The 18,313-nt window shown below is 69.9% G+C and carries 20 protein-coding genes; 17 read left to right on the top strand and 3 right to left on the bottom strand.

Features of this window, described 5'->3' with window-relative positions; genetic code table 11:
- The first annotated feature begins 66 nt into the window (after positions 1–66).
- A complete protein-coding gene (locus ACNJ7E_RS40330) occupies positions 67–666 on the top strand; it encodes a TetR/AcrR family transcriptional regulator (protein WP_418342463.1) in 600 nt (199 codons plus the stop codon).
- A gap of 19 nt (positions 667–685) precedes the next feature.
- Here the strand turns inward: ACNJ7E_RS40330 and ACNJ7E_RS40325 are convergent, their stop codons facing one another.
- Entirely contained in the window at positions 686–1,411 is a 726-nt protein-coding gene (locus ACNJ7E_RS40325) for an NUDIX hydrolase (RefSeq protein ID WP_418342462.1), read from the bottom strand.
- Positions 1,412–1,489: 78 nt separating this feature from the next.
- Here ACNJ7E_RS40325 and nadA point away from each other — a divergent pair, with 78 nt between their 5' ends.
- Genes nadA through nadC form a run of 3 tightly spaced genes read left to right on the top strand, consistent with a single transcriptional unit; the run spans position 1,490 to position 4,961 of the window.
- Entirely contained in the window at positions 1,490–2,527 is a 1,038-nt protein-coding gene (gene nadA, locus ACNJ7E_RS40320) for a quinolinate synthase NadA (RefSeq protein ID WP_005247541.1), read from the top strand.
- Complete coding sequence (locus tag ACNJ7E_RS40315) at positions 2,524–4,092, top strand: L-aspartate oxidase (RefSeq protein WP_418342461.1); 1,569 nt, start codon at positions 2,524–2,526, stop codon at positions 4,090–4,092. Before nadA ends, ACNJ7E_RS40315 begins: the two co-directional genes overlap by 4 nt.
- Positions 4,092–4,961, top strand: coding sequence for a carboxylating nicotinate-nucleotide diphosphorylase (nadC, locus tag ACNJ7E_RS40310; protein WP_418342460.1), 870 nt, complete (start codon positions 4,092–4,094; stop codon positions 4,959–4,961). The genes ACNJ7E_RS40315 and nadC overlap by 1 nt, the downstream gene beginning before the upstream one ends.
- Positions 4,962–5,012: 51 nt before the next feature.
- Here the strand turns inward: nadC and ACNJ7E_RS40305 are convergent, their stop codons facing one another.
- Together ACNJ7E_RS40305 and ACNJ7E_RS40300 are read right to left on the bottom strand one after the other, a co-directional pair.
- Positions 5,013–5,642, bottom strand: a complete 630-nt coding sequence (locus ACNJ7E_RS40305) for a LysE family transporter (protein ID WP_280782521.1) — start codon at positions 5,640–5,642, stop codon at positions 5,013–5,015.
- 37 nt (positions 5,643–5,679) lie between these two features.
- Positions 5,680–6,957 carry a glycoside hydrolase family 1 protein gene (locus tag ACNJ7E_RS40300; RefSeq protein WP_418342459.1) on the bottom strand — a complete coding sequence of 426 codons (1,278 nt, stop codon included), beginning with the start codon at positions 6,955–6,957 and terminating at the stop codon, positions 5,680–5,682.
- A gap of 87 nt (positions 6,958–7,044) precedes the next feature.
- Between ACNJ7E_RS40300 and ACNJ7E_RS40295 the strand changes: the two genes are divergently transcribed.
- The 13 genes from ACNJ7E_RS40295 (at position 7,045) to hisI (ending at position 18,294) form a co-directional block, all read left to right on the top strand.
- Complete coding sequence (locus tag ACNJ7E_RS40295) at positions 7,045–8,988, top strand: acyl-CoA dehydrogenase family protein (protein WP_280782519.1); 1,944 nt, start codon at positions 7,045–7,047, stop codon at positions 8,986–8,988.
- Positions 8,989–9,099: 111 nt separating this feature from the next.
- A complete protein-coding gene (locus ACNJ7E_RS40290; protein WP_418342458.1) occupies positions 9,100–10,161 on the top strand; it encodes a zinc-binding metallopeptidase family protein in 1,062 nt (353 codons plus the stop codon).
- 106 nt (positions 10,162–10,267) lie between these two features.
- Complete coding sequence (gene hisD / locus ACNJ7E_RS40285; protein WP_005260320.1) at positions 10,268–11,590, top strand: histidinol dehydrogenase; 1,323 nt, start codon at positions 10,268–10,270, stop codon at positions 11,588–11,590.
- Entirely contained in the window at positions 11,587–12,729 is a 1,143-nt protein-coding gene (locus ACNJ7E_RS40280; protein WP_105413688.1) for a histidinol-phosphate transaminase, read from the top strand. The genes hisD and ACNJ7E_RS40280 overlap by 4 nt, the downstream gene beginning before the upstream one ends.
- A complete protein-coding gene (hisB, locus tag ACNJ7E_RS40275) occupies positions 12,726–13,340 on the top strand; it encodes an imidazoleglycerol-phosphate dehydratase HisB (RefSeq protein WP_005247522.1) in 615 nt (204 codons plus the stop codon). Before ACNJ7E_RS40280 ends, hisB begins: the two co-directional genes overlap by 4 nt.
- A 13-nt stretch (positions 13,341–13,353) precedes the next feature.
- The gene (locus ACNJ7E_RS40270) at positions 13,354–13,506 is read left to right on the top strand and encodes a hypothetical protein (protein WP_007297398.1); all 153 of its coding nucleotides are present in this window, start codon (positions 13,354–13,356) and stop codon (positions 13,504–13,506) included.
- On the top strand, positions 13,506–14,687 hold the full coding sequence (locus ACNJ7E_RS40265; protein ID WP_280782516.1) for an MFS transporter: 1,182 nt from the start codon (positions 13,506–13,508) through the stop codon (positions 14,685–14,687). Before ACNJ7E_RS40270 ends, ACNJ7E_RS40265 begins: the two co-directional genes overlap by 1 nt.
- 9 nt (positions 14,688–14,696) lie before the next feature.
- Positions 14,697–15,332, top strand: coding sequence for an imidazole glycerol phosphate synthase subunit HisH (hisH, locus tag ACNJ7E_RS40260; protein ID WP_280782515.1), 636 nt, complete (start codon positions 14,697–14,699; stop codon positions 15,330–15,332).
- Complete coding sequence (locus tag ACNJ7E_RS40255) at positions 15,329–15,586, top strand: membrane protein (RefSeq protein ID WP_009473676.1); 258 nt, start codon at positions 15,329–15,331, stop codon at positions 15,584–15,586. Before hisH ends, ACNJ7E_RS40255 begins: the two co-directional genes overlap by 4 nt.
- A 19-nt stretch (positions 15,587–15,605) precedes the next feature.
- Positions 15,606–16,340, top strand: coding sequence for a bifunctional 1-(5-phosphoribosyl)-5-((5-phosphoribosylamino)methylideneamino)imidazole-4-carboxamide isomerase/phosphoribosylanthranilate isomerase PriA (gene priA / locus ACNJ7E_RS40250; RefSeq protein ID WP_005247511.1), 735 nt, complete (start codon positions 15,606–15,608; stop codon positions 16,338–16,340).
- Between the two features lie 9 nt (positions 16,341–16,349).
- Positions 16,350–17,183, top strand: coding sequence for an inositol monophosphatase family protein (locus ACNJ7E_RS40245; RefSeq protein ID WP_280782513.1), 834 nt, complete (start codon positions 16,350–16,352; stop codon positions 17,181–17,183).
- Positions 17,180–17,953 (top strand): imidazole glycerol phosphate synthase subunit HisF, encoded by a 774-nt coding sequence (hisF, locus tag ACNJ7E_RS40240; protein ID WP_005247506.1) that lies wholly within the window; start codon positions 17,180–17,182, stop codon positions 17,951–17,953. Before ACNJ7E_RS40245 ends, hisF begins: the two co-directional genes overlap by 4 nt.
- Entirely contained in the window at positions 17,950–18,294 is a 345-nt protein-coding gene (hisI, locus tag ACNJ7E_RS40235) for a phosphoribosyl-AMP cyclohydrolase (RefSeq protein WP_061044217.1), read from the top strand. The genes hisF and hisI overlap by 4 nt, the downstream gene beginning before the upstream one ends.
- The last annotated feature ends 19 nt before the right edge of the window (positions 18,295–18,313 follow it).

Genomic DNA, 18,313 nt, shown 5'->3' with positions numbered 1-18,313 from the left:
GGTGTCCTTCGAATGTAGTCACTGCCATCTATGTTGTCAATGACAACATCTTGCTAGGCTGGCGGCATGCCCGTCGCCGAACAGCCCTACCACCACGGGAGTCTTCGCCGGGTGCTGCTCGCGCGCGCCGAGAGCACGCTCGAGAAGGACGGCGTCGACGGACTCTCCCTGCGGCAGCTCGCCCGCGAGGCCGGGGTCAGCCACGCCGCACCCAGCAAGCACTTCCGCGACCGGCAGGCGCTGCTCGACGCACTCGCGGAGTCCGGTTTCCTGCGCCTCACGGCCGCCCTCGAACTCGCGGTCGAGGAGGCGGAACCGCACGCCCGGGCCCGCTTCGCCGCGCTCGCCGGCGCCTACGTGAGCTTCGCACTCGCACACCGGGAGTTGCTGGCCCTGATGTACGGCAACAAGCACGCGCCCGGAGCCGCCTCCCGGGTCGTGGAGGCCGGCCACGCCTCGATGGACCTGACGGTCCGGATCGTCGCCGAAGCCCAGGCCGCGGGCGACATCGGACCCGGGGACGCTTCGCGCATCGCCCTCGTCGCGTTCGCGACGTTCCACGGGATCGCCACCCTCGCCGCAGGCGGGATGCTCGACGGCGCGCCGGTGGACGAAGTCGTCACCACCGCATCGGACACGTTCTGGCGGGGTCTCGCCCAGGCGTGAGGCCGCCTGACGTGCGGGATCAGCTCGGCGGTCGAAGCGCCGCGAACTCGTCCGTCACCCGCAGCGTGGAGTCGGTGAACCGGTAGAGCGCGGCCGGGCGCCCACCGGCGCGGCCCGACGGCGCCGTGTTCCCGGTGGGAGTCAGCACTCCACGTCGCCCGAGGACGCGCTGGAGGTTGGTCGCGTCCACCTGGTACCCGAGTGCGGCGCAGTAGATCTCGCGCAGCGTCGACATGGAGAACTCGTCGGGGGCCAATCCGAACGCGATGTTGGTGTAGGAGAGCTTGGCGGCGAGGCGGGTCCGGGCGTGCCGGACGACAGTGCCGTGGTCGAACGCCGTCTGGGGGAGCGCGGACACCGGGTGCCACGCGGTGTCCGGCGGCAGCTGCGGGTCGGCGGGAAGGGGGACGAGTCCGAGGAAGGTCGACGCGATGGTGCGCGGGCCGGGCACGCGATAGGGGTCGCTGAACACCGACAGCTGCTCGAGGTGGGAGACCTCCTGCACGTCCACCTTCTCGGCCAGCTGACGTCGCGCGGACGTGGTGAGGTCCTCGTCTTCGCGGAGCAGTCCGCCGGGCAGGGACCAGGCGCCCGCCTGGGGGTCGAGGGCCCGTTGCCACAGCAGCACAGCGAGCTCGCCGGCGTGACGCGCATCACCGCCTTGACCTGCGGTGATGTGGTCCGGGAAGTGGCGAACCTGGAACACCGCGGTAAGCACTTCATGCGTGGTGTTACTATTGGGCATGTTTTCGATCCTAAGTCGAAAACCTCGATTGCGGAAATTCGGGCCAGCCCGCCCGAGTTCACGGTGAAGGAGCAAGCCATGACGACCACGACGTTGTGGGCGGGTACCAACCCGCAGATTCAGGACGGTCCCGGCGGTTACGCGGGCGTCGAGGCGAGCGAAGAGTGGGCTGCCGAGATCAAACGGCTGGCGCGTGAGCGGGGAGCGACCCTCCTCGCGCACAACTATCAGTTGCCCGCCATCCAGGACGTGGCCGACCACGTCGGCGACTCCCTCGCGCTCTCGCGCATCGCGGCCGAGGCCCCCGAGGACACCATCGTGTTCTGCGGCGTGCACTTCATGGCCGAGACCGCGAAGATCCTCAGCCCCGCCAAGACGGTGCTTATCCCGGACGAGCGCGCCGGCTGCTCGCTGGCCGACTCGATCAACGCCGATCAGCTGCGTGAGTGGAAGGCGGAGTTCCCCGACGCCGTCGTCGTGTCGTACGTCAACACGACCGCCGAGGTGAAGGGTCTGACGGACATCTGCTGCACGTCGTCCAACGCCGTCGACGTGGTCGCGTCGATCGACCCCGACCGTGAGGTCCTGTTCCTGCCCGACCAGTTCCTCGGCGCACACGTCAAGCGCGTCACCGGCCGCAAGAACATGCAGATCTGGGCGGGTGAGTGCCACGTCCACGCCGGCATCAACGGCGACGAGCTCACCGCGCAGGCCAAGGCGCACCCCGGTGCCGAACTGTTCGTGCACCCCGAATGCGGCTGCGCCACCTCGGCTCTCTACCTGGCCGGTGAAGGGTTCGTGCCCGAGGACAAGGTGAAGATCCTGTCGACGGGCGGGATGCTCGACGCCGCCCGCGCGACCGGGGCCAAGCAGGTTCTCGTGGCCACCGAGGTCGGAATGCTGCACCAGCTGCGCAAGGCCGCGCCGGAGGTCGACTTCCAGGCCGTCAACGACCGCGCGTCCTGCCCGTACATGAAGATGATCACCCCCGCGGCCCTGCTCCGCTGCCTGCTCGAGGGCAAGGACGAGGTTCACGTCGATCTCGCGACCGCGGAGCGTGCCCGCAAGTCGGTGCAGCGCATGATCGAGATCGGAAACCCGGGCGGCGGCGAGTGAGCAGCCCGGCCCGGGGGATTTCCTGGGAAGAGCACGCCGACCTCGTGGTCGTGGGCGGTGGGGTGGCCGGACTGACGGCCGCCCGCACCGCGTCGCTGCGCGGACTGACCGTGCTCACCGTCAGCAAGGGCGGGGCGACGGACACGGCGACGCAGTATGCGCAGGGCGGTATCGCGGTGGTGGGTGACGCCGTCACCGATTCGGTGGACTCGCATGTCGCCGACACGTGCGAGGCCGGGGTGGGCCTGTGCGACGAGGACGCCGTGCGGTCGATCGTCGCGGGCGGCCGTGATGCCGTGGCCGCGTTGACCGATCTGGGCGCGGTGTTCGACCGCGGCCGCGACGGCGCCGTCTCGCGCACCCGCGAGGGCGGGCACAGCACCCGGCGGATCATTCACGCCGGCGGGGACGCCACGGGCGCCGAGGTGCAGCGCGCCCTGGGTGCCGCCGGGCTTCCGGTCCTGTTCGACAGTTGCGCCGTACGGGTACTCACCGACGCGCGCGGCGTCACCGGCGTGCTCGTGGATTCGCCGCGCGGACTCGGCGTCGTTCACACACCGGCCGTCCTCCTGGCCACCGGCGGACTCGGGCAGCTGTACGCCTGCAGCACCAATCCGCCCGGAGCTACCGCCGACGGCGTCGCTCTCGCGCTGGACGCAGGCGCGGCCGTCGCCGATCTCGAGTTCGTGCAGTTCCACCCGACCGTCCTGTTCACCCCCGGCGGTCTCGGACGGCGTCCGCTGATCAGCGAGGCCGTCCGCGGCGAGGGTGCGATCCTCGTCGACGCCAACGGCGAATCGGTGACCGCGGGTGTGCATCCGCGCGGCGACCTCGCCCCCCGCGACGTCGTGTCGCGGGCGATCGCGTCGAGGCTTCGGGAACTGGGTCACGACCACGTCTACCTCGACGCGCGTCATCTGTCCGGCTTCGCGCAGCGGTTCCCGACCGTGACGGCCTCGTGCCTGGACGCCGGGATCGATCCGCGCGAACAGCTGATCCCGGTTGCGCCCGCCGCGCACTACTCGTGCGGCGGAGTGGTCACCGACGTCGACGGACGAACCGCCGTTCCCGGCCTCTACGCGGCGGGCGAGGTGGCCCGCACCGGGCTGCACGGAGCTAACCGGCTGGCCTCCAACAGTCTTCTCGAAGGCCTGGTGGTCGGCGAGCGGGTCGGCGCCGCGGCCGTCGAACGCGCCGGCCTCCGCGTCGAGGCAACCGACCCCGAGCGGCGTGCCCTGCCGTCCGCACCGCGGGACCTGGTGCAGCAGTTGATGACCGGCAACGCCTCCGTCGTCCGGGACGGCGCCGGACTCGATGCGGTGGCCGCCGCCCTGGCGGTCGCGCCGCGCACGGTGCCCGAGGGTGAGACCGCGCTCGAAGACGCCGCGCTGACCCTGACGGCGTCCGCACTGGTACTCGCTGCCGCGGCGCGGACCGAAAGTCGTGGATGCCACACCCGCAGCGACTACCCGCAGACGTCCGACGAGTGGCGCCGCAGCACGCACGTGCGTCTGCGCGACGGCGAACTCGAGCTTCTCGAACCCCAACTGACAGGAGTGCTGTGATGTCCGACCATGTCCTTCCCGACGGTCTGGACGCGGACGAGGTGCGTGCGCTCGTGCGTCTCGCCCTGGACGAGGACCTGCGGTACGGACCGGACGTGACGTCGTCGTCCACGGTCCCGGCCGACGCGGTGGCCAAGGCGTCCGTGGTCTCCCGTGCGCACGGCACCGTCGCCGGCCTCGACGTGGGACTGCTGGTGCTCGATGAGGTGATCGGGGCGGGCCGCTACCAGGTTCTCGACCGGGTCGCCGACGGTGCCCGGGTCGTGCCCGGCCAGGCCGTGCTGACGGTCACCGCGCCCACGCAGGGTTTGCTCACCGCGGAGCGGACGATGCTCAATCTGGTGTGCCACCTGTCCGGCATCGCCACGGCGACGTCCGCCTGGGTGGACGCGGTCGAGGGCACCGGCGCGAAGATCCGCGACAGTCGCAAGACGCTGCCGGGACTGCGCGGCCTGCAGAAGTACGCCGTCCGGGTGGGCGGCGGCGTCAATCACCGCATGGGGCTCGGCGACGCGGCACTGATCAAGGACAACCACGTCGCGGCCGCCGGTTCGGTGGTGGCGGCGCTGCGGGCGGTGCGCGCGGCGGCACCGGACATCGAGTGCGAGGTGGAGGTCGACAGCCTCGAGCAACTCGACGAGGTGCTGGCCGAGAACGTCGAACTGGTGCTGCTCGACAACTTCCCGCTCTGGCAGACGCAGATCGCCGTGCAACGCCGTGACGCGAACGCCCCCGGCATCAAGCTGGAGTCGTCGGGCGGTCTCACGCTGGACGTCGCGGCCGAGTACGCCGGAACCGGAGTCGACTACCTCGCGGTCGGTGCGCTCACCCATTCCGTCACCGTGCTGGATCTCGGCCTCGACATGTGACCCCACCCGTGAGTACTTATCAACCGCCCGCGGTTGATAAGTACTCACGGGTCAGACGGCGCGGCGCACCGTCGCCAGGAACGTGGCCGCGACGAAGAACAATCCGGAGAACGTCCGGTTGGTGGCGCGCTGCTGGCGTGGTGACCGCATCAGCCGCAGGACCTTCGACGCCAGCCCGGTGTAGCCGGTCATGACGACGACATCGACCGCGATCATGGTGGCGGCGATGATCAGGTACTGGGGGAGCAGGGGCGCCGACGGGGTGATGAACTGTGGGAGCACCGCGAGCATGAAGACGACGGCCTTCGGGTTGCTGGCATTGACCAGGAAGCCGCGCAGGGTCATCGCGGGCCCGCTGGTTTCGGCGACCTCGCCGTCGACGCCGGACACGTCGGTCGCACTCGCCCGCCACTGGCGGATGCCGAGATACACCAGGTACGCGACGCCGAACCACTTGATCACCGAGAAGGCGAGTGTCGAGTTCGCGAGCAGCGCCCCGAGTCCGGCGGCGACCACCGCGATCTGCAGCAGCAACCCCAGCTGGAGACCCGCGATGTTCCAGTAGCCCCGACGCAACCCGAACCGCATCCCCGTGGCCATCGACGCGATCGCGCCGGCCCCCGGGGACAGACTGATCACGCACGAGGCCCCGAGCACTGCACACCACATCTGCCACGACACCACGTGATGGTACGTCGCGCCCCGGGCGGCACCCGTTCTACGGGGGATCGGTGCAGCTGAGGGGCGGATTCGCGAGGGAACAGAGTGCGGCAGGGCGTTCGGGTCCGTAGCCGGGCGGGAGCCCGTTCGCGACGAGGTCCCCGTAGGTGGTCACCGCATCGGTCGGTCGGCGGGTGAGGGTGGGATCGGTCAGCGCGTCGACGGTGAACAGGCCGAACCGGGGACGGTACGTGCCCCACTCGTAGTTGTCGGTGATCGACCAGTAGTTGTATCCGATCACCGGGGCGCCGTCCGCGCGTGCCCGCTCCAGCCAGTAGACGTGATCGCGGAGATGATCGGACCGGGTGTAGCCGTCCGGGCGCGGTGTCCCGTCGTCGGTGGGCATGCCGTTCTCCACGACGTACAGCGGTAGTCCCGGAAATTTTCCGGTGTACCGCATCAGGGCGTGGTAGATGCCGTCCGGTTGGGGGCTGATGTCGTAGAAGGCGTCGGTGACCGCATGTGCCGCGGTGAGGTTGTCGGGGGACAGGCCGTAGTAGTAGTCGACGCCGAGGAAGTCGAGCTTGTCGCGGATCCGGTCGACGAAGGTGGCGTCGAGCGCGTCCATGGCGGCCGGGACGTATGCGAGATTGCTGCTCACCCGGGCGCCGGGGTCGTTCTCGTGGATCAGGTCGTAGGCGCGGCGGTGGACCTCGACGAGCCGGTCGAGCATCTGCGGGGCCCGGTCGGGGGTGATGCCACCGAACGTCAGCTCCTTCTGCACGTACACGGTCGGTTCGTTGATCGTGATCCAGAGCGCACCGAGACCGGAATAACGCTCGATCACTTTCTGCGCGTTCGCGAGCCAGTAGTCGACGGTGTCCGGGTCGGCCCAGCCGCCCTGATCGGCGACCCACCCCGGATACACCCAGTGGTCGAGGGTGATCATCGGGGTCATGCCGCGGCTGGTGATCTCGTGGACGACGTCGTCGTAGTACCGCAGTTCGGTCTCGTCCCACACGCCCGGGGCGGGCTGCAGGCGGGCCCATTCGACGCCGAATCGGAAGACGTCGACACCCAGGTCCGCGGCGCGGGCGATGTCCTCGGTGTACCGGTGACGGAAGTCGACCGAGTTGCCGATCGCGTCGTGGGTCCGTCCGGAGTCGGAATACCGCCGCCAGTTGCTGTCGGGTGAGGAACCCTCCGATTGGAACCCGGACGTCGCCACGCCCCACAGGAAGTCGTCGGGGAGAGGGGCGGCGTGCGCCGCGGTCGCGGGCGCCAGCAAGCACAGCAGGACCGCGCCGGCGCCCAGGAGTCGCGAGGGAGTCCGCATCGGCCGAAGAGTAGCGGAAACGCTGTCCCGAGTGCGCCGATTGGGTGATACTGGTGAGTAGGACTACCCGCCAGTAGGAGGCGCGTCATGGTCGATACCTCAGCTCCGAAGGTCACCGAGGAAGAAGCACGAGCGGTCGCGGAGGAGGCGAGGGAATCCGGCTGGGACAAACCCTCCTTCGCGAAAGAACTGTTTCTGGGACGGTTCCGGCTGGATCTGGTTCATCCCTTCCCACGCCCGGCCACCGAGGACGCCGCCAAGGCCGAGGAATTCCTCATTCGCCTCCGCGCCTACTGCGAGGAGATGGACGGCAGCGTCATCGAGTCCCAGTCGCGCATTCCCGACGAATACGTCCGCGGTCTCGCCGACCTCGGGTGCTTCGGCCTGAAGATCTCGGAAGAGTACGGCGGCCTCGGACTCTCGCAGGTCGCGTACAACCGGGCCTTGATGCTCGTCGCCTCGGTGCATCCGAGCCTGGGCGCCCTGCTGTCCGCGCATCAATCGATCGGCGTTCCCGAACCGCTCAAGCTGGCCGGCACCCCCGAGCAGAAGCGCGAGTTCCTGCCGCGCTGCGCCCGCGGCGCCATCTCCGCCTTCCTCCTCACCGAACCCGACGTCGGTTCCGACCCCGCGCGGCTGGCGTCCTCCGCGACCCCCATCGAGGGCGGCGCCGCCTACGAACTCGACGGCGTGAAGCTGTGGACGACCAACGGCGTCGTCGCCGAACTGCTCGTCGTCATGGCGCGGGTACCCAAGAGCGAAGGCCACCGCGGCGGCATCTCCGCCTTCGTCGTCGAGGCCGACACCCCGGGCATCACCGTCGAACGGCGCAACGCGTTCATGGGACTGCGGGGGATCGAGAACGGCGTCACCCGCATGTACAAGGTCCGCGTTCCGGCCGAGAACCTGATCGGCCGGGAAGGTGACGGACTCAAGATCGCGCTCACCACCCTCAACGCCGGCAGGCTGGCGATTCCGGCAATGTGCGCCGGGGCCGGGAAGTGGTCGCTGAAGATCGCCCGCGAGTGGTCGGGCATCCGCGTCCAGTGGGGCAAGCCGATCGCCGAGCACACTGCCGTCGCCAACAAACTGTCATTCATGGCCGCGACCACCTATGCCCTCGAGGCCGTGGTGGACCTGTCGGCGCAGATGAACGACGAGGGTCGCAACGACATCCGGATCGAGGCGGCGCTCGCCAAGTTGTGGTCGTCCGAGATGGCCTGCGTCATCTCCGACGAGCTGATCCAGGTCCGCGGCGGGCGCGGGTACGAGACGGCGGCGTCGCTGGCCGCCCGCGGTGAACGCGCGGTGCCGGTGGAGCAGCTGGACCGCGACCTGCGCATCAACCGGATCTTCGAGGGCTCGAGCGAGATCATGCGGCTGCTGGTCGCGCGCGAGGCCGTGGACGCGCACCTCACGGCGGCGGGCGATCTCGCGGACCCGCACGCCGACACGGGTGCGAAGGCCCGCGCGGCCGCCAAGGCGAGCGGGTTCTACGCGAAGTGGCTGCCGCAACTCGTGGCAGGCAAGGGGCAGGTGCCGACGTCATACAGCGAATTCGGCGTCCTGGCCAAGCACCTGCGGTTCGTCGAACGGCACTCCCGCAAGCTGGCCCGCTCCACGTTCTACGGGATGGCCCGGTGGCAGGCGGCCCTGGAGAAGCAGCAGGGCTTCCTCGGCCGGGTCGTCGACATCGGCGCCGAACTGTTCGCGATGTCCGCCACGTGCGTCAAGGCGGAGATGCAGCGCGAGGAGAACGAAGCCGAGGGCGCGGCCGCCTACGAACTCGCCGACGTGTTCTGCCGGCAGGCGGCGCTGCGGGTCGAGAAACTGTTCGACGGTCTGTGGCACAACACCGACGACGTGGACAAGCAGGTCGCGCACTCGATCCTCGAGGGACGGTATGCGTGGCTGGAGCGGGGAGTGGTCGACCCCAGCGAAGGCACCGGTCCGTGGATCACCGAGTGGACCCCCGGCGCCTCCACCGAGGAAAACCTGGCGAGGAGGTTCCTGCACTCCACCCGCCTCTAGGCCCTCGGGTTCGGCGCCCCGGCTCGGCGGTACCCTCCGAGGAGACGCGCATACCAGCGTGGCACCCGCCTGCGTTCTCGGACGCGGGCGGGACGAGCCGAGGGAACACCAGTGCGTAGCTTCATGTGTCGCAAATGCGGCCAACGACTGTCGTTCGAGAACAGTCTCTGCCTGAAATGTGACAGCGCCCTGGGATTCCATCTGCCGAGCCGGTCCATCGTCGTCCTCGACGGCGCCGACCGGGCGGAGGTGGACGGCGAAACCTGGGTGCGGTGCGCGAATGCCGGCACGGCGAAGTGCAACTGGCTCGTCCGGAACGACGACGTCCAGAGTCTGTGCACGTCGTGCCGGTTGACGCGGACGCGTCCCGCGGACGGTGACGACGAGGGCATGGCCGCGTTCGCGACCGCCGAGACCAACAAGAGGCGGGTCGTTCTCGAACTCGACGAGCTCGGTCTCCCGATCGTCCCCAAGTTCGAGGACCCGGGCACCGGGCTGGCCTTCGACCTGCTGTCGAGCGCACGGACCCGGGTGGTGACCGGGCACGCCGGCGGGGTGATCACCCTCGACCTGGCCGAGGGCGACGACGTGCACCGGGAACAGCTGCGCGTCGAGATGGACGAGCCCTATCGCACGCTCGTCGGCCATTTCCGGCACGAGATCGGGCACTACTACCAGGTGATGCTGATCCGGCGCGACGCCGAGCGCACCCGGTTCGAGGACCTGTTCGGGGATCCGGACCAGGACTACCAGTCCGCGCTGAAACGCCACTACCGCGAGGGCGCGCCGAAGGGCTGGGGCCGACTCTATGTGTCGTCCTACGCCACGATGCACCCCGCTGAGGACTGGGCGGAGACCTTCGCGCACTACCTGCACATTCGTGACGCCCTCGACACGGCGGCAGCCTTCGCGATGGCGCCCGCCGGAGCGACGACGAGCAGCGAACTCAGCGGTGACGTGGGGTTCGACCAGATCATCGACTGGTGGCTGCCGCTGTCGTGGGCGCTCAACCAGATGAACAGGTCGATGGGCCACCACGACCTGTATCCGTTCGTGCTACCGGCCGCGGTGCTGGAGAAGATGCGGTTCATCCACTCCCTGATCCAGCCCGCCCCGGTGTGGGACGAGCCGGCACCGATGCCGGCGGAAACCCGGTCGGCCGCCGACCGGTGAAAACGGGGTGCGCCTATCCTGGATAATCGGTGTCGAGCCCTGTTCTCCGCAGAACAGTCCGCTCGTCCGAGACACCGTGTCCCGACAGTCGCAGAGAGGACCTCTCATGCTCGCCCGCACCGACCTTCGTGGTCGTACCCCTTCCACGGCCGAACTTCGCGCCGCACTTCCTCGAGGTGGAGTGGATGTGGACGCGGTCCTGCATCAGGTTCGCCCGGTCGTCGAGGCGGTCCGGGAGCGCGGCGCCGACGCAGCGCTCGAGTTCAGCGAGAAGTTCGACGGCGTCCGTCCCGCGCAGGTGCGGGTGCCGCAGTCCGAGTTGGACCGCGCGCTCGGCGAACTCGATCCGGCCGTCCGCGCCGCCCTCGAGGTCGCGATCGAACGCACCCGCAAGGTCCACGCCGACCAGCGCCGCACCGACACCACCACCGAGGTGGTCCCGGGCGGCACCGTCACCGAACGGTGGGTGCCCGTCGACCGCGTCGGGCTGTACGTCCCCGGCGGCAACGCCGTCTACCCGTCCAGCGTCGTGATGAACGTGGTCCCGGCGCAGGCTGCCGGTGTCCGGTCCCTCGTGGTGGCGTCGCCGCCGCAGTCCGAGTTCGGTGGTCTGCCGCACCCGACGATCCTCGCCGCGGCCGCGCTGCTCGGCGTCGACGAGGTGTGGGCCGTCGGCGGCGGTCAGGCCGTCGCCCTGCTCACCTACGGCGGCACCGACACGAACGGCGCCGAACTCGCCCCCGTCGACCTCATCACCGGCCCCGGCAACATCTACGTCACCGCCGCCAAGCGCCTCTGCCGCGGACTCGTCGGCATCGACGCCGAGGCGGGCCCCACCGAGATCGCGATCCTCGCCGACCACACGGCCGACCCGGTGCACGTCGCCGCGGACATGATCAGCCAGGCCGAGCACGACGTGATGGCCGCGAGCGTGCTCGTCACATCCAGCGTCGAACTCGCCGACGCCGTCGACACGGCGCTGGCCGCGCAGCTCGAGATCACCAAGCACAAGGAGCGCGTCACCGCCGCGCTGTCCGGCACGCAGTCGGGCACCGTCCTGGTCTCCGACGTCGAGGCCGGGCTGCGGGTGGTCAACGCGTATGCCGCCGAGCACCTCGAGATCCAGACCGAGAACGCCACCGCCGTCGCCGCGAAGGTGACCAGTGCGGGCGCGGTGTTCGTCGGCCCGTGGGCGCCGGTCAGCCTCGGCGACTACTGCGCCGGGTCCAACCACGTCCTGCCCACCGCGGGCTGCGCCCGGCACTCCTCGGGTCTGAGCGTTCAGACGTTCCTGCGCGGCATCCACGTGGTCGACTACTCCGAATCGGCGCTGAAGGAGGTCTCCGGCCACGTCATCACCCTCGCGAACGCCGAGGACCTGCCCGCGCACGGTGAGGCCGTGCGGCTGCGGTTCGAGGCGCTGCGGTGACCGCGGCGAATGTGCCGGGTTCGTCGATCGGGGTGGACGCCCTGCCGATCCGGGAGAATCTGCGTGGCAAGTCGGCGTACGGGGCGCCGCAGCTGACCGTCCCGGTCCAGCTGAACACCAACGAGAACCCGCACCCGCCCACGAAGGCGCTCGTCGACGACGTCGCCGAGTCCGTGCGGGAGGCCGCGCGGGAACTGCACCGCTACCCGGATCGTGATGCGGTGGCACTGCGCACCGACCTCGCCGCGTACCTCGTCCGCCAGACGGGGGTGCCGGTGACGGTCGACAACGTGTGGGCGGCCAACGGGTCCAACGAGATCCTGCAGCAGCTGCTGCAGGCGTTCGGCGGTCCCGGTCGCAGCGCGATGGGCTTCGTGCCGTCGTATTCGATGCACCCGATCATCGCGGACGGCACCGAGACCGAGTGGCTGCCGATCTTCCGGCGCGCCGACTTCGCTCTCGACGTGGACGCCGCGACCGCGGCGATCGCCGAGCGCAGGCCCGACGTAGTGTTCGTCACCAGTCCCAACAACCCGACCGGGCACAGCGTCGGCATCGCGGAACTGCGCCGGGTCCTCGACGCCGCGCCGGGCATCGTGATCGTCGACGAGGCGTACGCCGAATTCTCCGACGCGCCCAGCGCTCTGACGTTGATCGACGAGTACCCGTCGAAGCTGGTGGTGTCGCGGACGATGAGCAAGGCGTTCGCGTTCGCCGGTGGCCGGCTCGGATACCTCGCGGCCGCACCGGCATTCATCGAGGCGCTGCTCCTGGTCCGGCTGCCGTATCACCTGTCGGTGGTCACGCAGGCCGCTGCCCGCGCGGCGCTGCGGCACGCGAACGAGACGCTCGCCAGCGTGCACGCGCTCGCCACGGAGCGGGTGCGGGTGTCGAAGGCATTGGAGGACACGGGGTTCCGCGTCATCCCCAGCGACGCGAACTTCATCCTGTTCGGTGAGTTCACCGACAGTGCCCACGCCTGGCAGGCCTACCTCGACCGCGGGGTGCTCATCCGGGACGTCGGCATCCCCGGTTACCTGCGCGCCACCGTCGGGCTGGCCTCCGAGAACGACGCCTTCATCGTGGCGAGCGACGAGATCGCCGCCACCGAACTCACCAGCTCAGGAGACCGAGGATGACCGACCGCATCGCCCGCGTGGAGCGCACCACCAAGGAATCCAGCATCACCGTCGAACTGAACCTCGACGGCACCGGCATCGTCGACGTCTCCACCGGGGTTCCGTTCTTCGATCACATGCTGACCGCGCTCGGCTCCCACGCGAGTTTCGACCTGACCGTCCACGCGAAGGGCGACATCGAGATCGAGGCGCACCACACGGTGGAGGACACGTCGATCGTGCTCGGGCAGGCGCTCGGTCAGGCGCTCGGCGACAAGAAGGGCATACGCCGGTTCGGTGACGCGTTCATCCCCATGGACGAGACGCTCGCGCACGCGTCGGTCGACGTGTCCGGTCGTCCGTACTGCGTCCACACCGGCGAACCGGAACACCTGCTGCACGCCGTCATCGGCGGCTACCCGGGCGTGCCGTACGCGACGGTGATCAACCGGCACGTGTTCGAGTCGATCGCGCTCAACGCGCGAATCGCCCTGCACGTGCGGGTGCTCTACGGACGCGATCAGCACCACATCACCGAGGCCGAGTTCAAGGCCGTCGCCCGCGCACTACGCGAGGCGGTCGAACCGGATCCCCGCGTCACGGGTGTGCCGTCCACCAAGGGCAGCCTGTGATCCGGGCGCATTCGTGAGTGTCGTCCTCGTCTACGTCCTGTTCATCGCCGCGGGGATCGCGGCGGGCGGGGCGTACTCCATGTGGAAGTTCAACAAACTGGCCTCGGGCGTGCTGCTGGCACTGGCGGTGCTGGCAGCCGTGGCAGGCGTTCTCAGGTTGATGTAGTGCCCGTCGCAGTGGAGCCGCGCCGCGGCCTGCTCCGCACCCGCGGCATGCCCGCCGCGATGGTGATGGGCGCGGCGGCGTTCGGCGGCTGGGCGGTGCTGCTGCCCGTGGTGCCGCTGATCGTCTCGCTGTCCGGTGGCTCCGACACGCTCGCCGGCAGCGTGACGGCCGTGTTCATGGCCGCGACCGTGATCACCCAACTCGGTGTGCCCCGGCTCCTGCGCAGGTGGGGGCATCGCTGGGTGCTCGCCGCCGGCTGCATGCTGCTCGGGCCGCCGTCGCTGCTCCTCCTCCTGTCGACCGAGGCGATCCCGGTGCTGGCCGTGTCTGCCGTCCGGGGATCGGGCTTCGGCATGCTCACCGTCGCCAGTAGTGCGCTGGTCGCCGAACTCGTGCCCCGCGAGGTGCTCGGCCGGGCGACGGGTGCGCAGGGAATCGCGGTGGCCGCCGCGCAGATGGTCGGGCTGCCCGCGGGGCTCGCGATCATGCAGCACTGGTCCGCGACCCCCGTCTTCGTGATCGGCGCCCTCATTCCCGCCTTCGCGGTGCTCGCGATCGCGCGCCTCCCCGCGATCCACGCCCCCGCGGATCGCGCGTCGCAGGGCCGCATCCCGCTCGCCGTCCTACTCACGCCGTGGCTCGCGATCGCGATCTCCGCGGCCGCGTTCGGCGGCCTGTCCAGCCTGCTGCCCATCGCGATCTCGGAGCGGGCCTCGCTCGCCGGGGTGATCCTCGCCGTCTCGAGCGGTGCGACGCTGATCGGGCGATACGCCGCGGGATCGTTCTCCGACAGGCTGGGGGTGGGCCGCGCCCTGGTTCCCGCCCTGACGCTCGTGTGCCTCGGCCTGGTGCTGTTCGCCGTCGCGGCGGCGACGAGTGCGCCGGTGCCGCTGCTGGTGTGCGCGGCCCTGGCCTTCGGATTCGGATTCGGGGCGGTGCAGAACGAGTCCCTCGTCATGATCTTCACCGCCGCGGGACCGGCTCGTTTCGGCTCGGCGAGCGCCGGATGGAACATCGGGTTCGACGCCGGAACCGGTTTCGGTTCCCTCGCACTCGGAGCTGTCGCGTCGGCGGCCGGGTACTCCTGGGTGTTCGCGGTCGCGGCGACGGCCGTCGCGGTGGTCCCGGCCGCCGGGATGATCGTCGGCCGCGCCCTCGGGCGTCGTGCAGCCGCCGGATAAGGTTGTGTCATGACCGTCTCCACGATTGCCGTCCTCGACTACGGCTCCGGCAACCTGCATTCGGCCACCCGCGCTCTGGCCCGGACCGGCGCGCGCGTCGAGGTCACATCCGATCACAAGGTCGCACTCGCGGCCGACGGTCTGGTCGTTCCCGGCGTCGGCGCCTTCGCCGCGTGCATGGAGGGACTGCGCGCGGTCCGCGGGGAGCGGATCATCGGTCAGCGTCTGGCCGGCGGACGGCCGGTCCTCGGGATCTGCGTCGGCATGCAGATCCTCTTCGAACGCGGAGTCGAGTTCGGCGTCGAAGCGGAAGGCTGCGGCGAATGGCCCGGCACCGTCGAACGGCTCCAGGCCGACGTGCTGCCGCACATGGGATGGAACACGGTCGAGGCCCCCGACAACAGCACGCTGTTCGCCGGCATCGATCCCGACACCCGGTTCTACTTCGTCCACTCGTACGCGGCCCAGTCCTGGGACATGCCGACACCGGAGCGGCTGGCGCCCCCCGCCCTGACGTGGGCCGACCACGGCGGCAAGTTCCTCGCCGCCGTCGAGAACGGCGCGCTGTCCGCCACCCAGTTCCACCCCGAGAAGTCCGGTGACGCGGGCGCGGAGCTGCTCCGGAACTGGGCTCGCAGTCTGTGACCGAGCCCGGGGACGGGCGCGGCGACCTGTCGATCGGCAGGCTCGCCGTGTACGCGATGGGCGCGGCCACCGCGGTGCTGGTACTCGCCACCGCCATCATTCTGGTGGTGAAACCGGGCCCCGTCCTCGGGCTGATCGTCGGACTGCTCGGCGTCGCAGGTGCGATCGCGGCCATGGGCTTCGTGTCGAAACGCATGACCCGCAACGCGTACGGTCCCGATCCCGAGGACCCGGAGCCGGGTTCCGACCGCTGAGCGACTAGGGTTGTCGCACGTGAGCCTGGTCCTTTTGCCTGCTGTAGATGTCGTCAACGGTGAAGCTGTTCGCCTCGTCCAGGGGGAGGCAGGAAGCGAGACCGGATACGGCTCGCCTCGTGATGCCGCCCTCGCATGGCAGAACGACGGTGCCGAGTGGGTGCATATCGTCGACCTCGACGCCGCGTTCGGTCGCGGCTCGAACCGTGAACTCCTCGCCGACGTGGTGGGCGAGCTCGACGTCCAGGTGGAACTGTCCGGTGGGATCCGCGACGACGCGTCGCTCGAGGCCGCACTGGCCACGGGCTGCGGCCGCGTCAACCTCGGTACCGCCGCCATCGAGAACCCCGAGTGGTGTGCCCGCGCCATCGCCAAGTACGGCGAGAAGATCGCCGTCGGTCTCGACGTGCGCCTCGTCGACGGTGAATACCAGCTCCGCGGTCGCGGCTGGGTCACCGAGGGCGGAAACCTGTGGGAGACGCTCGCCCGGCTCGACAAGGACGGCTGCTCCCGGTACGTCGTCACCGACGTCAGCAAGGACGGCACCCTCACCGGCCCCAATCTCGAACTCCTCGCGCAGGTCTGCGCGGCCACCGACGCTCCCGTGGTGGCCTCGGGCGGCGTGTCCACCATCGACGACCTCCGGGCGATCGCCGGGCTCGTCGATCAGGGGGTCGAGGGATCCATTGTCGGCAAGGCGCTGTACGCGGGGCGGTTCACCCTCCCCGAAGCGCTCGCCGCGGTCTCGGGCTGAGTTCCCGCCATGGCCCTGTCCCGTGATCCCCGGGAGCTCCTCGCCGTCGCCAGTGAGCTGCTCGACGGCGTGCACAACCGGTTCGTCTCGGGCGTGGGTGCGCCCAGCGCCGTCCACAAGGGTCCCGACGACTTCGCGACCGCCGTCGACCTCGAACTGGAGAAGCGGCTGACCGGCGAACTGCGCGACCGGACCGGCATCGACGTCCACGGCGAGGAGTTCGGCGGCCCCGACCTCGGCAGCGGACCCGTGTGGGTGCTCGACCCGATCGATGGCACGTTCAACTATTCGGCCGGCCTGCCCACGGCGGGCACGCTGCTCGCGCTGCTCGACGACGGGGTTCCCGTTCTCGGTCTCACATGGCTGCCGCTCGTCGGGCGCCGGTATGCGGCCGTCGCGGACGGCCCGCTGCTCGAAGGGGGCACGCCCCTGCCTGCGCTCGGTCGCACGTCGCTGGCGTCGTCGATCGTGGGCTTGGGCGCACTGAACATCGACAGTCGCGGGCGCATCCCCGGCGCGTACCGGCTGCAGGTCCTCGCGCAGCTCAGCCGGGTGTCCTCCCGGATCCGGATCCACGGATCCACCGGCGTCGACCTCGCGTTCACCGCGGCCGGAATACTCGGTGGCGCGGTGGTGTTCGGCCACAATGCGTGGGACAACGCCGCCGGCGTCGCGCTGGTGCGCGCTGCGGGTGGTGTGGTCACGGATCTCGGCGGCAAGCCCTGGACCGTGACGTCCGACTCGGTGCTCGCCGGAGCGCCCGGAGTGCACGGCGAAATTCTCGATATCCTCGGATCACTGGGTGATCCTCGTTCCGAGCCTTCAGGAGGGCGTACGCAATGACTCTGGCGGTTCGAGTGATCCCGTGTCTGGACGTCGATGCCGGACGCGTCGTCAAGGGCGTCAACTTCGAGAACCTGCGGGACGCGGGTGACCCCGTCGAGCTGGCCGCCGCATACGATGCCCAGGGAGCCGACGAGCTCACGTTCCTCGACGTCACCGCGTCCACCGCGGACCGGGGCACCATGCTCGACGTGGTGAGCCGGACGGCGGAGCAGGTCTTCATCCCGCTCACGGTCGGCGGCGGTGTCCGCACCGTCGAGGACGTCGACCGGTTGCTGCGCGCCGGTGCCGACAAGGTCAGCGTCAACACCGCCGCGATCGCCCGGCCCGAGTTGCTCCGCGAACTCAGCGAACGCTTCGGCTCCCAGTGCATCGTGCTGTCGGTCGATGCGCGGACCGTGCCGCAGGGTCAGCCCGACACCCCGTCGGGGTGGGAGGTCACGACGCACGGCGGCAAGCGCGGCACCGGTATCGACGCGGTCGAGTGGGCGGTCCGCGGCGCCGAACTGGGTGTCGGGGAGATCCTGCTCAACTCGATGGACGCCGACGGCACGAAGGCCGGTTTCGACCTGCCCATGATCCGGGCGGTGCGCGCCGCCGTGCACGTGCCGGTGATCGCCAGCGGGGGAGCGGGCGCCGTCGAGCACTTCGCACCCGCGGTCGGCGCCGGCGCGGACGCTGTCCTGGCGGCCAGTGTCTTCCACTTCGGCGACATGACGATCGGCGACGTGAAGAAGTCCATGCGTGAAGAAGGGATCACCGTCCGATGAGTCTCGACCCCGCCATCGCGTCACGGCTCAAGCGCAACGAGGCGGGACTGTTCAGTGCTGTCGCGCAGGAACGGTCGACGGGCGACGTCCTGATGGTGGCGTGGATGGACGACGAGGCCCTCGCGCGCACCCTCGACACCCGCAAGGGCACGTACTACTCCCGGTCCCGTCAGCAGTACTGGGTGAAGGGCGAGACGTCGGGTCACACGCAGTACGTCCACGAGGTGCGGCTCGACTGCGACGGCGACACCGTGCTGCTCGTCGTCGATCAGGAGGGGGCGGCGTGCCACACGGGCACGCACACGTGTTTCGACACCGACGTGCTGCTCACTGCGGAGTAGCGCACCGGCACTCGGGCAG

Source organism: Rhodococcus mengyinensis (assembly GCF_048381435.1).
GTDB lineage: Bacteria > Actinomycetota > Actinomycetes > Mycobacteriales > Mycobacteriaceae > Rhodococcus_F > Rhodococcus_F opacus_D.
This window is presented reverse-complemented; position numbering and strand designations above follow the sequence as displayed.